This window comes from Nocardia transvalensis NBRC 15921, assembly GCF_000308875.1.
Taxonomy (GTDB): Bacteria; Actinomycetota; Actinomycetes; order Mycobacteriales; family Mycobacteriaceae; genus Nocardia; species Nocardia transvalensis.
The window spans coordinates 26,413-41,865 of the sequence record NZ_BAGL01000121.1 but is presented as its reverse complement, the minus strand read 5'-3'; the positions used below and the strand labels follow the sequence as shown (position 1 = coordinate 41,865).

At 67.4% G+C, this 15,453-nt stretch carries 12 protein-coding genes and 1 tRNA gene; 9 read left to right on the top strand and 4 right to left on the bottom strand.

Translation table 11 applies throughout. The features are described from left to right. Positions 1 to 416 precede the first annotated feature (416 nt). The gene (locus ON41_RS40770; RefSeq protein ID WP_218003590.1) at positions 417 to 1,055 is read right to left on the bottom strand and encodes a TRM11 family SAM-dependent methyltransferase; all 639 of its coding nucleotides are present in this window, start codon (positions 1,053 to 1,055) and stop codon (positions 417 to 419) included. Between the two features lie 51 nt (positions 1,056 to 1,106). Beyond that, positions 1,107 to 1,439: a hypothetical protein gene (locus ON41_RS32130; protein WP_157185698.1), complete on the bottom strand. Its 333-nt coding sequence runs from the start codon at positions 1,437 to 1,439 to the stop codon at positions 1,107 to 1,109. A 372-nt stretch (positions 1,440 to 1,811) separates the two neighbouring features. Between ON41_RS32130 and ON41_RS32125 the strand changes: the two genes are divergently transcribed. Together ON41_RS32125 and ON41_RS32120 are read left to right on the top strand one after the other, a co-directional pair. Beyond that, complete coding sequence (locus tag ON41_RS32125) at positions 1,812 to 2,021, top strand: hypothetical protein (protein ID WP_157185697.1); 210 nt, start codon at positions 1,812 to 1,814, stop codon at positions 2,019 to 2,021. Positions 2,022 to 2,143: 122 nt separating this feature from the next. Further along, positions 2,144 to 4,510 (top strand): P-loop domain-containing protein, encoded by a 2,367-nt coding sequence (locus ON41_RS32120; RefSeq protein ID WP_157185696.1) that lies wholly within the window; start codon positions 2,144 to 2,146, stop codon positions 4,508 to 4,510. A gap of 602 nt (positions 4,511 to 5,112) precedes the next feature. On the opposite strand, the gene ON41_RS32115 is transcribed toward ON41_RS32120, so the two are convergent. Then, positions 5,113 to 5,186, bottom strand: a tRNA-Met gene (locus ON41_RS32115). A gap of 126 nt (positions 5,187 to 5,312) precedes the next feature. On the opposite strand from ON41_RS32115, the gene ON41_RS32110 reads away from it, so the two are divergent. From ON41_RS32110 to purU, 3 genes are all read left to right on the top strand, one after another. After that, positions 5,313 to 6,194, top strand: coding sequence for an LLM class flavin-dependent oxidoreductase (locus tag ON41_RS32110; RefSeq protein WP_040751923.1), 882 nt, complete (start codon positions 5,313 to 5,315; stop codon positions 6,192 to 6,194). A 169-nt stretch (positions 6,195 to 6,363) separates the two neighbouring features. After that, positions 6,364 to 8,829: a GcvT family protein gene (locus ON41_RS32105; RefSeq protein ID WP_040751921.1), complete on the top strand. Its 2,466-nt coding sequence runs from the start codon at positions 6,364 to 6,366 to the stop codon at positions 8,827 to 8,829. A 15-nt stretch (positions 8,830 to 8,844) separates the two neighbouring features. Further along, entirely contained in the window at positions 8,845 to 9,693 is an 849-nt protein-coding gene (gene purU / locus ON41_RS32100; RefSeq protein WP_040751920.1) for a formyltetrahydrofolate deformylase, read from the top strand. A gap of 6 nt (positions 9,694 to 9,699) precedes the next feature. On the opposite strand, the gene ON41_RS32095 is transcribed toward purU, so the two are convergent. Beyond that, positions 9,700 to 10,371, bottom strand: coding sequence for a GntR family transcriptional regulator (locus ON41_RS32095; protein ID WP_040751919.1), 672 nt, complete (start codon positions 10,369 to 10,371; stop codon positions 9,700 to 9,702). 114 nt (positions 10,372 to 10,485) lie between these two features. Between ON41_RS32095 and ON41_RS32090 the strand changes: the two genes are divergently transcribed. The 4 genes from ON41_RS32090 to ON41_RS32075 are packed head-to-tail and all read left to right on the top strand — an operon-like array spanning position 10,486 to position 15,444. After that, on the top strand, positions 10,486 to 11,715 hold the full coding sequence (locus ON41_RS32090; RefSeq protein WP_040751918.1) for a sarcosine oxidase subunit beta family protein: 1,230 nt from the start codon (positions 10,486 to 10,488) through the stop codon (positions 11,713 to 11,715). Between the two features lie 12 nt (positions 11,716 to 11,727). Beyond that, positions 11,728 to 12,006, top strand: coding sequence for a sarcosine oxidase subunit delta (locus tag ON41_RS32085; protein WP_040751917.1), 279 nt, complete (start codon positions 11,728 to 11,730; stop codon positions 12,004 to 12,006). After that, complete coding sequence (locus ON41_RS32080) at positions 12,003 to 14,861, top strand: 2Fe-2S iron-sulfur cluster-binding protein (protein WP_040751916.1); 2,859 nt, start codon at positions 12,003 to 12,005, stop codon at positions 14,859 to 14,861. The genes ON41_RS32085 and ON41_RS32080 overlap by 4 nt, the downstream gene beginning before the upstream one ends. Beyond that, positions 14,854 to 15,444: a sarcosine oxidase subunit gamma gene (locus ON41_RS32075; protein ID WP_040751915.1), complete on the top strand. Its 591-nt coding sequence runs from the start codon at positions 14,854 to 14,856 to the stop codon at positions 15,442 to 15,444. The genes ON41_RS32080 and ON41_RS32075 overlap by 8 nt, the downstream gene beginning before the upstream one ends. Positions 15,445 to 15,453: the final 9 nt, after the last annotated feature.

Below are 15,453 nucleotides of genomic sequence, written 5' to 3'. Positions count from 1 at the left end.
CAATACTCGTACATGCGAATGTTGTTGTCGGGCTTAATGGGTGCGTCGATCAGCAGCCGGGTGTAGAACTTCACCAGCATCGGTGCCGTCAGCTGTTGCAGGTCGCCGCTGTGCACGGTCCCAGTGTTCGGTCCACGCCCAAGATCTGTGTCGATGGTGGCTGAGTTCGGTATATCCGCGCACTTCAGCGGCTTGCGGAAGATCAGCACGTCCTCGTGAGTGATGAGGTGGGCGGTTAGTCCGGCGCGGCGCTGTCGGTTGATGAAGTCGCGCCGGAAGAAGCTGCTGTGGGCGAGGAGGGCGCCGTCTGCGAGGCGGCCGAGGAGAGCGGCGCAGCGTTCGGTGGGTTCGAGTCCGGCTTAGGTGCCGCAGGTGATGATGTGGGAGGGCAGGTCGACCAGTTCGGTGTGCTGCCATCAGGGACGGGCCGTGATCACGACGTGGCCGCCGGGGCGCAAGTAGGCGGTGCCAGCGGCGAGGATGCGTGTGAATCCGGACAGTAGACGTCCGAGGCCGATGTTGGCGAGTTGACCGCGGTCGAGTGTCGACCCGTAGCGATTGTTGCGCTTGCGGACGCCTTCGCCGGGTTTGGTGCTGACGTGTCCGTGGGTGGAGTCGCCGCAGGGCGGTGAGGTGATGATCAGATCGACAGCGCCGAGGTGTCTGGCAGGCAGCAAGGTGTCGAGTCGGCGGGCATCGCCGGTGAACACGGCCGCCTCCTGGTCGTAGCCGGCTGCGCGGGCGAGGTCGATGTCGGTATGGGCGATGGCGGCCCAACGGGATTCGTATTCGACGCCGAGTGCGCGGCGGCCGAGGTGAAGGGCTTCGACGATGGTGGTGCCGGATCCGCACATGGGGTCCAAGACGAGGTCGCCGGGCAGTGTAGTGAGTGATGGCGTGAGCGGCGACTGCGGGCAGCATTTTCGCTGGGTGGGCGGTGCCGTCGGGGTGGTAGCGGCCCCGTCATTGCGTGGCAGGGGCGTCTGGGCGGTGGCCCACACAGACACCGGCACGACGGTGTCGGTGGCGGGTTCGGTGGGTGGGAGTTCGCTCATGGCGGGTCCTGTCTAAGCGCTGGTGCGGGCGGTTACTGGACGGGACGACTGTTATGCGGCTTGGCCCAGGGCTGCGGCAGAGTGCTGGTCGGCGGGGCTGACGAAGACCGAGACGTCGAGGTGCGCGATGTGGTGCCGGTGCTCGCCGCTGGTCGTGGTGGGTGGGGCGACGACATTGCCGGCGTCGTCGACGAACGTGATATCCGCGCCCGCACCGCCGGGCCCGGCAACCTGGGGTGTGGTTCCTGCCGGGCCTGTTCGCAGGGCGGCTTCAGCGTTGGAGTCGGTGAGCGGGAATTTCTTGTTCGAGTCGTCGATCACCTCGGTGGTCGCCTTCAACCGATCCTCGGCCGTCATGCGGTCGAACAGGTATCGACGCGGCACCGACGACCCACGTCCATACACACCATCAGAGCGCGAAATCGGCTTCAAAACCAATCGACCACCGAGAAACCCCAGGTCACCACAGTTCTCATCTACATGTGATCCTGCCAAGGGCACCCGAGTGGCGCGCAACGGTTCCGACAACTACTCAGACGCCTGATGGAGTAGGGGCGTGTCCGAGGGAGACACGGCACAAACTCTTGAGGGGGCCGGAAGTTCTCGGACAGTGAGTATTTGGTTTTCTCGGGCGTATTCTGCTTGTGGTCCGGCACAATTGACTGCTTCGCTGGATTCCGGAGAGTGGGGCTGAGAGGATCGGGCGTATATGTCGGGCGGGAGGTTGGTGTGGCTTCAGGACAGACTCTGTCGCGCGTGGTAGCGCCTACGGCGGCGACCGCGATGGTGTCGACGGGCCTGGCGGTGACGGTCAATTATGCCACGGGCAGCGGTAATTCGGCATGGACCTGGGTGGCTGTCGGGGTGCTGACGGTGGCCGTGTTCGCGGCGTCGCTGTGGATGCAGAACGGGCAATCGACTGCCGCCCGGGAGCCGGTGGCGAGTCTCGCGCTGAGCAACGTGTAGGCGGGAAGAGCGCTGCGGGTCAAGAAGGTTCGTGGAGGCGGTGTCCGCGCAAGCCGGGTACATTCCGGCGGGGACATGGTGTTTGAAGATATCGACGCCAGCCGTGACAGCACCTCGCAGCCGTGAGACGTAAAGATCGCCCGTCGGCGAGCCCGGTTTACGATTTCGACCGAGTGAAAGCCGGGCGAGACGTGTCAATCTCTCACACCGAGCACCACCATTACGACGTCCACGCGGCGTCGGGTGGTGCATTGCCGTCGGGTGAGTCGTCTTATGTGGCGCATATACGCGGGCTAAAGGCGCCGATCGGCGGATTGCGGGAGAGGGGCGAGGAACTCAACGACTTGACAGAGTTCTGCCATGGTGACCACCCGTACATGTGGATACGAGCCGAACCGTGGGCGGGTAAGTCGGCGTTGCTGGTGTCGTTCTTGCTGGAGCACGAATCTGATCTGACGGTGATCGGGTTCTTCGTCAGTGATCCTGTCGCCGATCAGAACGACCACCGCGCGTTCACCGAGGCGGTGCTGGATCAACTCGCCGTGTTGTTTCCCGATCAGCGCGCGCGGATCGCAGATGCGAGGATTTATCGTGACGGGTTGCGCAACGAATTACTCACCCTTGCTGCGCGGCGCGAAGCCGAGGCTGGCCGGCGATTGGTGCTCGTGGTCGACGGCCTGGACGAAGACGCTGGTGAGTCACCGATCGTGACCCACCTGCCTTCGCGCCCGGACCCGAACCTGCGAGTTATTGTCTCCAGTCGGCACTGTCCCACTTTGCCCATCCCACATGGACACCCCCTGGGGGGTATCAGGCACTACCCACTCTCGCCATCACCGTTCGCCGCCGATATCAAACGAGCGGCGACTGCCGAACTCAACGCGCTGCTCAACGGACCTGATGAGCATCGATATCTGCTCGCGCTGATCACCGCCGCCAACGGCCTGACCGCCACTGAACTGGCCGAACTCAGTGGGATGGCACCGTACGAGATCGACGGGTTGCTCCAAGCAGCCACAGGACGCAGTTTTCGCACATATGAAACCGCTATGTCGTCGCGGCCCGGCGAAGCCGCGGACCCGGTGTATGTGCTGGCGCACGAGACCTTGCAGCACACCGCCGAGAAACAACTCGGCACTCGATATTTGACTCCGGGCCTGAGCCGGTTGCACTCATGGGCCGACCACTATCGGAATCTGTGCTGGCCGCCCGAGACCCCCGACTTCCTCCTCCGCGGTTACTTCTCCGTTCTGGATCGGCATCGCAATCTCGACCGGATGATCGAAGCGGGTCTCGACCGCGCCCGCCACGACCGGCTGCGCACACACACCGGTAGTGATGCGACCGTGCTGTGCGAGATCCGCACCGTGCAACAACACATTCGCGATCAGCCCGACCCGGACCTGATCAGTACCGCGCGCCTGGCTCGCCACCGCGACTACCTAGACAACCGAAATGACACACTTCCCCCCGATTTGCTAACCGTGATTCCACTCCGGTTGCTCACCGTGCTGGTACGCCTTGGCCAACAGGGCCACGCCGAATCCCTCTTCTACTTCTTCCGCGGACCCGACCGACAGGCCGACGTGCTCGCCAGGATCGCGGCGGCGGTAAGTAGGTCAGACGCTGAGCGTGCCGCTCTACTCGTCGACCGTGCCGAGGCCCGAGCACACACCATCACCGACCCGTACTTGCAGGCCGTCACGCTCGCCGGGATCGCGGAGGCGGTAGCCGGCCACGACCCCGGCCACGCCGAGGCCCTCGTACATAGCATCACCGACCCGAATTTGCAGGCACACACGCTCGCCGGGGCCATGAGGGCGGTAGCCGGCAGCGACCCCGATCGGGCCGCGCCGCTCGCCGATCAGGTCGAGGCCCTGGCACACACCATCACCGACCCGTACTTGCAGGCCGTCACGCTCGCCGGGATCGCGGAGGCGGTAGCCGGCCACGACCCCGACCGTGCCGAGGCCCTCGTACACGGCATCGCCGACCCGGATTTGCAGGCCCACGCGCTCGCCCGGATCGCGGAGGCGGTGGTCAGCAGCGACCCCGATCGGGCCGCACGGCTCGCCGATCAGGTCGAGACCCTGGCACACACCATCACCGACCCGTTCGCGCTGGCCATCACGCTCGCCCGGATCATGAAGGCGGTAGCCTGCTACGACCCCGACCGCGCCGAAACCCTTGCTCACACCCTCCCGGACCCGGAACTGCAGGCTGAAGTCCTAACTACGATCGCCGGGGTAGTAAGCCGGAGAAAGTCACCTGCCCCTAACCCCGTGGGCAGTCCTCGGGGTCTGGTCAGTAGGCGAGCCAGCCCGACTGACCCACCCGAGCTGAGCAAGTCATCCAAGCACCTGCTGGCACATGCATGGTCGATTTCCAGGTGGGAGATACCGATACCCGCTCTACCCACAGTCGACCTATTCGCCCTGCATACGCTTGCCTCCGATCTGATCAATGATCAGGGGCACCTCATGCCATGACAGTGACCCTGAACCCTGGACACACGCAGGGGGCGTGGGCCATAGCGGGTGGGCATCTCCTTTGCTGTCTAAACCGGCCGCCAGCTGCTTCTGGAGATTCGTGCCACCAGCTGCTCAATCGCGGCCCCTCTCCGCTCAACCAAGGACGAAATCTGCTTCAGCCATCAAGCAGCCAGAGCAACTTCCCGGGTCATCCACGTTCCCATGTTCACAGTGCCCCGCCGCAGACACTGTGAACATGGGAACGGTTGGCCGGTCAGTACAGACTGGCCCCCTTGATAGACCGGACACACACCCACGATGACCAGCCGCTTTCCCGTTGCCATGTTTGCGTGTCCTGCCGAGGGCACAAACCTGCGACAACCACAGTTGGCGCCGCCGATGAGTGCCGGAGCCGGTTCGGTAACCGATGCTGCGCCACGACCGTTGAAGCTCTGCCCCGACGGAGGTTCCCCCGTCCGCGCTGTCACGCGCACAACCGGGCCGGGATGCCAAGGACACCACAGCACAGGTGATACTTAGTTCGGCTAATGATGCCAACCGTGATGCCAAACCAACGCGAAAACGGCCCGGAACCAGTGGGTGCCGGGCCGCTTCCCTAGTAGCGGGGACAGGATTTGAACCTGCGACCTCTGGGTTATGAGCCCAGCGAGCTACCGAGCTGCTCCACCCCGCGTCGGTGATTTCAGCTTACACACCGAGTGCGCTCAACGGCTAATCGCCTGGTCAGCGCGGTTGCTGGAAGGGTCGGGCGGGGTGGCAGGCCGTTGACGGTCGTGGCTCGGTATCTGATGCTGTGGCGATGGATATCGGAATCGCGTTGCCCACCATGTGCCGAGGTTACGACCGGAGGGCCACGGTCGACTGGAGTCGGCTCGCAGACGGGGGGCCGGTGTCGAGTATTTCGTGCGGCGAGCGGATGACCTTCCACAATCCGGAGATGTGGACGACGCTGGCCGCCGCGGCGGCGGTGACCGAGCGGGTGCGGATCATCGCGAATCTGTCTGTGCTGCCGGCTCATCCGGTAGCGCTGGTGGCCAAGCAGGCCGCGACGATCGATGTCCTCTCGGAGGGCCGGTTCACCCTCGGTGTGGGCGTCGGTGGGCGGGGCGACGACTATCGCAGTCTCGCAGCGGGTTTCGGCAACCGCCACGAGCGGCTGGATCGCGCCGTGGCCGAGCTGCGGTCGCTGTGGGCGGGTACGCCGCCGTCGGACGGCGCCGACCCGGTCGGGCCGCCCTGTGTCCAGCCCGGTGGTCCGCCCGTTCTCGCCGGGGCGCTCGGGCCGAAATCGCTTGCCCGCGCGGCACAGTGGGCGGACGGGGTGGTGTCGTTCAGCGTCGGCGGGAGCCCCCAGGAGATCGCCTGGTCGGCGGATGCGGCGCGGCGGGCATGGGCGGACGCGGGCCGCGACGAGCCCCGGTTGGTGAGTGGGTGCTTCTACGTCCTCGGCGTGCCGGAGCCCGAGCGCGTACTGCGCGACTTCACATCCGAGTACCTGGCATTCCTCGGCCCCGAGAGCGCCTCGGGCGCGGCCGCCGCGATGCAGACCTACGACGCCGATGCGCTGCGCCGGACCCTCGACGCCGCCGAGGCCGCCGGACTCGACGAGTTCATCCTCGTCCCCGGATCCGCCGACCTGGCGGTCCTGGAGTCGACGCTGGAACTGATCCGGTCGCGGTAGAGGTCCCTGTCCGGCGTCGCCGGTTTTTCTTATTGACCGGGGCGCGGGGCGGTCATACTCTGGTTGATATATCAGTATCCAACACAGTTGTGGTTCAGATGCCGCCCAGGTGTGGTCAGGGTGCCGATACCCGGCCTGCGCGTCGGCAACCACCACAGGAGGGACCGTTATGGGTACGTCGCCCCGTGTCGTGATCATCGGAGCCGGCATCGTCGGCATGAACCTCGCCGACGAGCTCTCCGGTCGCGGGTGGGATCGGATCAGCGTTCTCGATCGAGGCCCGCTGCCCTTGACCGGCGGCTCGACATCGCATGCGCCCGGGCTGGTCTTCCAGACCAACGCCTCGAAGACGATGACCGAATTCGCCCGGTACACCGTGGAGAAGTTCCTCGGCCTGGAGGTCGACGGCGGATGGTGCTTCAACCAGCTGGGCGGCCTGGAGGTCGCGACCACCCCGGAGCGGTTGGCCGACCTGCATCGCAAGCAGGGGTGGGCGACGTCGTGGGGCGTCGAGGGCTCGGTACTCGATCCGAAGGACTGCGTGCGCCTGCATCCCCTGGTGGACGAGAGCCGGATCCTCGGCGGTCTGTACGTGCCGACGGACGGGCTCGCGAAAGCCTCGCGGGTCGTGGTCGCCCTCGCGAGGCGGGTCGCGGCGCGCGGCGTCGTGCTACGGGGTCTGACCGAGGTCACCGGGATCGAGCAGCACGGCGGCCGCGTCACCGGAGTCACCACCACCGCCGGCGTGATCCCCGCCGATATCGTGGTGTCCTGTGCGGGTTTCTGGGGCGTCGAGATCGGCGCGATGGCCGGGATGGACGTCCCCCTGCTGCCGCTGGCGCACCAGTACGCCAAGACCGGACGGATTCCCGAACTCGCCGGCCGCAGTTCGGATCTCACCGAGGCCACCCTCCCGATCCTCCGCCACCAGGATCAAGATCTGTACTTCCGTGAACACGTCGACCGTCTCGGAATAGGCACCTACGCCCACCGCCCGATGCCGGTAGATCTGCGCGAATTGTCCAGCAGCACAGATATTTCCGAGTCGGATATGCCGTCGATGCAGCCCTTCACCGCCGCTGACTTCGCCCCCTCCTGGAAGCAGAGTCAGCTACTACTGCCGTGCCTCGACACGGCCGAGGTCGAGGAGGGTTTCAACGGCATCTTCTCGTTCACTCCCGACGGCGGACCGCTGATCGGCGAATCCGCCGACCTCGAGGGGTTCTGGATCGCCGAGGCGGTCTGGGTGACCCATTCCGCCGGTGTCGCCCGTGCGGTGGCGCAGCTGCTGATCGAGGGCCGGAGCGAGATCGAACTACACGGTTGCGACGTTCACCGGTTCGAGCAGGTCCAGCTGTCGCCCGAGTATGTCAGCGAGACCTCCCAGCAGAATTTCGTGGAGATCTACGACGTCCTGCACCCGCTGCAGCCGCGACGTTCCCCCCGGAACCTCCGCGTCAGCCCGTTCCACGTCCGGCAGCGCGAACTCGGCGCGGTATTCCTGGAGAGCGCCGGCTGGGAGCGCCCGCACTGGTTCGACGCCAACGCGGAACTCCTGGGCGAGCTACCGCCCGAATGGATTCCGCCGGAGCGCGACGCCTGGTCCGCCAAGTTCCACTCCCCGATCGCCGCGGTGGAGGCCTGGCGCACCCGCACCGCCGTCGCCATGTACGACATGACCCCGCTGAAGCGGCTCGAGATCTCCGGTCCGGGTGCGCTGGCCCTGCTGGACCGTCTCACCACCGGAAAGATGGACAAGTCCGTCGGATCGGTCACCTACACACTGGCACTCGACGAGGCGGGCGGGGTGCGCAGCGATCTCACCGTCACCCGCCTGTCGGCGGATACCTTCCAGGTCGGCGCGAACGGCAATCTGGACCTCGACCACTTCCGTCGCCACGCGCCCGCCGACGGCAGCGTGCACATCCGCGACATCACCGGCGGCACCTGCTGTATCGGCCTGTGGGGCCCCCGAGCGCGAGACGTGGTCGCACCGCTCAGCAGGGACGATTTCTCGAACGAGAACTTCAAGTACTTCCGCGCAGAAAAGGTTCGCATCGGCGGCATCCCGGTGACCGCGATGCGACTGTCCTACGTCGGCGAGCTGGGCTGGGAGCTGTACGCCTCGGCAGACAACGGCCTGCGACTGTGGGACGTGCTCTGGGCGGAGGGGCAGAGGTACGGGGTCATCGCCGCCGGCCGCGCCGCGTTCAACAGCCTGCGGCTGGAGAAGGGCTACCGCTCCTGGGGCACCGATATGACCACCGAGCACAACCCGTACGAGGCCGGGCTCGGCTTCGCGGTGCGCAAGCAGAAGGACGGCTTCGCCGGACATGCCGCGCTGCAAGGCATTTCGGAGGCGACGGTCCAGCGCCGCCTGACCTGCCTGACGATCGACGACCGCCGATCGGTGGTGCTCGGCCAGGAGCCCGTCTTCCTCGACGGCGAACCGTGCGGCTACGTCACCAGTGCCGCGTTCGGCCACACCGTGGGCGCCCCCATCGCCTACGCGTGGTTGCCAGCGTCGGCCGAGATCGGCGCCCGGGTCGAGATCGAATACTTCGGCGCCCGGATCTCCGCGACCGTCACCGCCGAGCCCCTGTTCGACCCCGCCATGACGAAGATCAAGTCCTGAGCAGCGGAGACGCCGATGCCGAACACCTTCACCCTGACCCTGTCCTGTGCTCAGCGCCTGGGCATCGTCCACGCGGTGAGCGCCTTCCTGTTCCAGCACGACTGCGATATCGCCCAGCACCAGCAGTTCGACGATACGAGGAACGGTGCCTTCTTCCTCCGCACCTCGTTCATCCCCCAGGGCGATACCGACGCGGCACACCTCACCGAGCAATTCGAGTCCGTCGCCGCGGAATTCGGTATGAACTACCGGATCAACGGCTGCGCACCGCCCCGCGTCGTGGTCATGGTCTCGCGGATGGGCCACTGCCTCAACGATCTCCTCTTCCGCTGGCGCGCGGGCATTCTCGGCGCCGACCTGGTGGCGGTCGTGTCCAACCATCCCGACCTGCGGCCCATGGCCGAGGCGGCGGGCCTCCCCTTCGTGCACATCCCGGTGACCCCGGGCACCAGGACCCGGGCGGAGGCGGAGCTACTGGATGTCGTCGAGCGACACCGCGCCGACCTCGTGGTGCTGGCCCGCTATATGCAGATCCTGTCCGACGACACCTGCCGCGCCCTGCACGGCCGGGCCATCAACATCCACCATTCGTTTCTGCCCGGCTTCAAAGGCGCGAAGCCCTACCACCAGGCCTTCGATCGCGGCGTCAAACTGGTCGGCGCGACAGCGCATTACGTGACCCCGGACCTGGATGAGGGCCCGATCATCGAACAGGAGGTCATCCGCATCGACCACTCCTTCGATCCGATGCGATTGGCCACCGTCGGCCAGGATGTCGAAGCCCTGGCCCTGTCGCGCGCCGTCCGGTGGCACTGCGAACATCGGGTACTCCTGCACGGCCATCGCACGGTCGTCTTCAGCTGAGCCGCGCTACAGCAGGTTGCGGATGGCCTGCTCGAAACCCGTCACGTGCGCCAGCGCCAGCGAGGACGCGGTGTCGGCGTCGCCGCTCACGATGGCGCGCAGCAATCCCGCGTGCTCCCGGACGTGCCCCGCGACATCGGGCAGACGATCGAGGAACAGGCACCAGATCCTGGTCGCGTGCGAATCCAGGCCCACCAGGATGTCCTCCAGGTGCGGATTGCCCGCGGCCCGGTAGATCTCGCGATGCACCCGGATATCCTTCCGCAGCAGATCCTGCGGGTCCTCCGTATCGGCCAGCTCCGCGATCTGGTCGGCCAACGCGGCCAAACGATCTCGCGTGTCCTGGGAGGCCGTCCGGGCCGCGCGGGCGGCCGCCACGGGCTCGAGTTGCCGGCGAATCTCGGAGATGTCCGACAGGTCGGTCATGTCGACGCCCGTCGCGAACGTGCCGCGCCGGGGGTAGGCGATCACCAATCGGTCGCGCTCGAGCCGCTTGAGCGCCTCGCGCACCGGCGTCCGGCCGACTCCCAGCTCCAGGGCCAGGCGGTCGTCGTTGATGGGGTCTCCCGGACGGATGTCGAGCATGACCAGGCGGTCACGGATCTCCTGATACGCGCTGTCCGCGGAGGTACCGCCGACCGGAACCGTGTCGACGACCAGTGGATCGATCACACTCATCCGCCTCTCTCCTGATGTACCGCGAGCCCTTGACGTCCCGTCTTCGTTGACCTTAGTCTACATGCAGAGTGATATATTAGTTATACCGCACTGACCTTCCAGTCGGAGGTACCGATGACGAGCCCCCCGGGCGCCCACCTGCCCGACCATCCCGAATTCCTCTGGCGCAATCCCGAACCGAAGCAGACATACGACGTCGTCATCGTCGGCGGCGGCGGTCACGGCCTCGCCACCGCGCACTATCTGGCCCGCAACCACGGCATCAGCAATGTCGCGGTCCTCGAAAAGGGCTGGCTCGCAGGCGGAAACATGGCCCGCAACACGACACTGATCCGGTCGAACTACCTGTGGGACGAGAGCGCGCGGATCTACGAGCACTCCCTGAAACTGTGGGAGGGTCTCGAGGACGAGCTCGACTACCCGATTCTGTTCAGCCGGCGCGGCGTACTCAATCTGGCGCACAGCTTGCAGGACGTCCGCGACAGCGTCCGCCGCGTCGAGGCCAACAAGCTCAACGGCATCGACGCGCAGTGGGTCGATCCGGACGAGGTGAAGAAGCTGTGCCCGATCGTCAACACCTCCACCGAGATTCGCTATCCGGTGCTCGGCGCGACCTACCAGCCCCGCGCCGGGATCGCCAAACACGACTACGTGGCATGGGGATTCGCCCGCAGCGCCGACCGGGCCGGCATCGACATCCTCCAGAACTGCGAAGTCACCGGTTTCGTCACCAGCGGCGACCGGGTCACCGGGGTGCGCACCACGCGCGGTGACATCGGGGCCGGGCAGGTCGCGTTGTGCGCGGCCGGGCACACCTCCACGCTCACCGACATGCTCGGCATCCGCACACCGCTACAGAGCCATCCGCTCCAGGCGCTGGTCTCCGAATTGCTCGAGCCCGTCCATCCGACCATCGTGATGTCCAATGCCATTCACGTGTACGTGTCGCAGGCGCACAAGGGCGAACTGGTGATGGGGGCCGGTATCGACTCCTACAACGGATACGGCCGGCGCGGCGCCTTCCACATCATCGAGCGTCAGATGGCGGCCGCGGTCGAACTGTTCCCGGTCTTCGCCCGAGCCCACCTACTGCGCACCTGGGGCGGCATCGTCGACGTCTGCCCCGACGCCTCCCCCATCGTCGGCCGCACCCCGTACGACAACCTCTACCTCAACTGTGGTTGGGGCACAGGCGGATTCAAGGCGACGCCGGGTATCGGGTGGTGTCTGGCCGACACCCTCGCCCACGACGAACCGCACGAGTACATCGCGCCGTTCGGCCTGGACCGGTTCGTCACCGGCGCCCTGGTCGACGAGCACGGCGCCGCCGCCGTCGCGCATTGAGCAGGAGCCGCCATGCAATTGATCGCATGCCCGTGGTGCGGGCCGCGCGAGGAGACCGAATTCCATTACGGCGGTGAGGCACACGTCGCCTACCCCGAGGATCCGCAGTCGCTGACCGACGAGGAGTGGGCGCGGTACGTGTTCTACCGCTCGAATCCCCAGGGCCTCTTCGCCGAGCGCTGGTGCCACACCGCCGGATGCCGGCGCTGGTTCAACGCCCTCCGCGACACCACCACCTACCGATTCCACAGCGTCTACCGCTCGGACGAGCAGAAGCCGGCGATACCGTGAACGCACCATTTCGCACCCCCCGGGGCGGCCGGATCGACCGCGGCACGGTCCGCGCCTTCACCTTCGACGGCCGCCGGCTGACCGGTCACGCGGGCGACACCCTGGCGTCGGCGCTGCTGGCACACGGCATCCACGAGATCGCCACCAGCGTCAAACTCGGCCGCCCGCGCGGCATTACGGCGGCGTGGGCCGAGGACACCGGCGGGCTGGTCCAGATCGAGGAGCCCTTCCCCGAACCGATGCTGCTCGCCGGCACCGTCGAGCTGTTCGACGGGCTCGTGGCGCGCGGCCTCGCTGGACAGGGGCGACTGGGCGCGCTCCCTGACTCGGCGACGTACGACGCTCAGCATGTGCACGCGGATCTGCTGGTCGCCGGCGCCGGACCGACCGGCCTCGCCGCCGCGCTGACCGCGGCACGGTCCGGCGCGCGCGTCGTGCTCGTCGACGAGCAGAACGAGGCAGGCGGCGCGCTGCTCGGCGGCGCCGAAACCATCGACGGCGCACCGGCTCTCGACTGGGTCGCGGCCGCGGTCGCGGAGCTGGCCGCCTGTCCCGAGGTGGTACATCTGCAGCGCACCACGGCATTCGGCCACTACGACGACGGTTTCGTCCTGGCCCTCGAGCGGCGCACGGACCACCTCGGCTTCGAGGCGCCCGCCGCGCTCAGCCGTCAGCGGGTGTGGCGCATCCGTGCCCGGCACGTCCTCGTCACCACCGGTGCGCACGAGCGTCCCGTCGTCTTCACGGACAACGACCGGCCCGGCATCATGCTCGCGCACAGCGCCCGCACCTTCCTGCACCGCTACGGCGTGCGAGTCGGCACGCGGGCAGTCGTTTTCACCACCAACGACAGCGCCTACGCCGCGGCGATCGACCTGCACGACGGCGGTGTCCGGATCGCCGCCGTCGTCGAGGCCCGCGACCGGGCGCCGGAGCGATGGCGGCGGGAATGCGAACGCCGCGGCATCCCGGTCCGCACCGGCTCGGTCGTCTCCGGCACGCACGGCCCCGGCCGCATCACCCACGCCCTCGTGTCCGAGCGCTCGGACACCGACGGACGCCGGACGCCGCTGGCCTGCGACGCGCTGCTGGTCAGCGGCGGCTGGAGCCCCGCCGTGCACCTGTTCAGCCAGGCCCGCGGCGCGCTGCGCTACGACGACGCACTCGGCGCGTTCCTGCCCGGCGCACCGCTGCCGGGAGTCTCGGTCGCCGGTGCGGCCGACGGAGTGTTCGACCTGGCCGGTTGCCTGCGCAGTGGCCGGACGGCCGGTGCGGCCGCGGCGCTCGAACTCGGGTTCACCCCTCCGCCGTCGGACGATCCACGCACCGAGGAGGAGGGCGAATTCGTTCGGCCCCTTGTACTCTGGCGTGTTCCCGACCCGGCCGGAGCGGACCGCCAGTTCGTCGACCTGCAGCGGGACGCGACCGTCGCCGACCTGTCCCGCGCGGTCGGCGCGGGCATGCGGTCGATGGAACATGTCAAGCGCTACACCACCATCGGCACGGCACACGACCAGGGCAAGACCTCCGGCGTCCTCGCCTCCGGCATCACCGCCGAACTCCTCGGCACATCGATCGAGGATCTCGGCACCACCACGTTCCGGCCGCCGTACACGCCGGTGGCGTTCGCGGCGCTCGCCGGTCGCAGCCGCGGCAGCCTGTTCGATCCGGAACGCGTGACCGCCGTTCATGATTGGCATATCGCCCGCGGCGCGATCTTCGAGGATGTCGGCCAGTGGAAGCGGCCACGGTACTACCCGCAACCCGGTGAGGATATGGCCGCGGCGGTGCTGCGCGAGTGCGCGGCGGTGCGCGGCGGGGTCGGCATCCTCGACGGCTCCACCCTCGGCAAGATCGACGTGCAGGGCGCCGACGCCGGAGTACTGCTCGACATGGTCTACACGAACATGATGAGCACCCTGCGGGTGGGGCGGGTCCGCTACGGCGTGATGTGCGGCGTCGACGGCATGATCATCGACGACGGCACCGTCATGCGCCTGGCGGAGGACCGGTTCCAGATCTTCACCACCACCGGCAACGCGGCGAAAATCCTGGACTGGATGGAAGAGTGGCTCCAGACCGAATGGCCGCACCTGCGCGTCCGGCTCGCGTCGGTCACCGAGCACTGGGCGACGTTCCCCGTCGTCGGGCCCAGATCACGCGATCTCGTCGGCCGGGTCTTCCCGGATCTGGATGTGCGCAACGACGCGTTCCCGTTCATGGCGTGGCGCGACACCCGCCTCGCCGACGTGCATATCCGGATCGCCCGGGTCAGCTTCTCCGGTGAACTCGCGTTCGAGGTCAATGTCGACAGCTGGCACGCCGCCGCCCTGTGGGAGCGGCTGATCGCCGCCGGCGAGGAGTTCGGCATCACGCCGTACGGCACGGAGACGATGCACGTGCTGCGCGCCGAGAAGGGGTACCCGATCATCGGCCAGGACACCGACGGCACGGTCACACCGCAGGACCTCGGAATGACCTGGGTGGTGTCCAAGAAGAAGGCCGACTTCATCGGCAAACGATCCTTCACCCGGGCCGAGAATCTGCAACCCCGCCGCAAGCAGTTCGTCGGGCTGCTGCCGCTGGACCGCGAGACGGTCCTGCCGGAGGGCTCGCAGATCATCGAGACCGTCGCCGACGGGTGCCTGCCACCGCCGCCGGTCCCGATGCTCGGTCACGTCACCTCGAGTTATCGCAGTGCCGAACTCGGCCGACCGTTCGCACTCGCCCTGGTCAAGGCGGGACGCTCCCGAATAGGCGACACCCTGCACGTCCCCGTGGACGGCACGCTGGTACCGGTCGAGGTGACCGGCTCCGTCCTCGTCGATCCCGAAGGAGCACGGCGCGATGGCTGACACTCTCACCCCGATCAGCCCGCTCGGGAGCTGGTCACACCGATTCGCGGTCCTCCCCGCCACGGTGACCGTCGCGGAGGAGCCGTTCACCGCGATGGTGAACCTGTGGGTCGACCGCGCCGGGCCCGGTACGGACGCGGCACGGCGGGTGCTCGGCTTCGACCTGCCCACGGCGCCGGGCACCTCCGCCGGAGACGACCGCACCACCGCCATCTGGCTCAGCCCCGAGGAATGGCTGGTGACCAGCCGATCCACATCGCCGAGCACGCTGGAGACGGATCTGCGGGCCGCGGTCGACGCACACGGCGGTGCGGCCACCGATGTCTCCGGTCAGCGAACCACGGTGCGGCTCACGGGTTCCCGGGCCCGGGACGTCCTCACGAAGGGCTGCTCGATCGACCTGCACCCGCGCGTATTCCACGCCGGTTCGGCGGTGCAGACCATGCTCGGCCGCGCCGGGGTGGTGCTGATCGCCGTGAACGACGACGGAAACGACTACCGGATCCTGGTTCGCGCCTCCTTCGCGCGCTACCTCGCCGAGTGGCTCGTCGACGCCGCCGAAGAATTCGGCCCCGGCCGGTAGCCGTTCCGA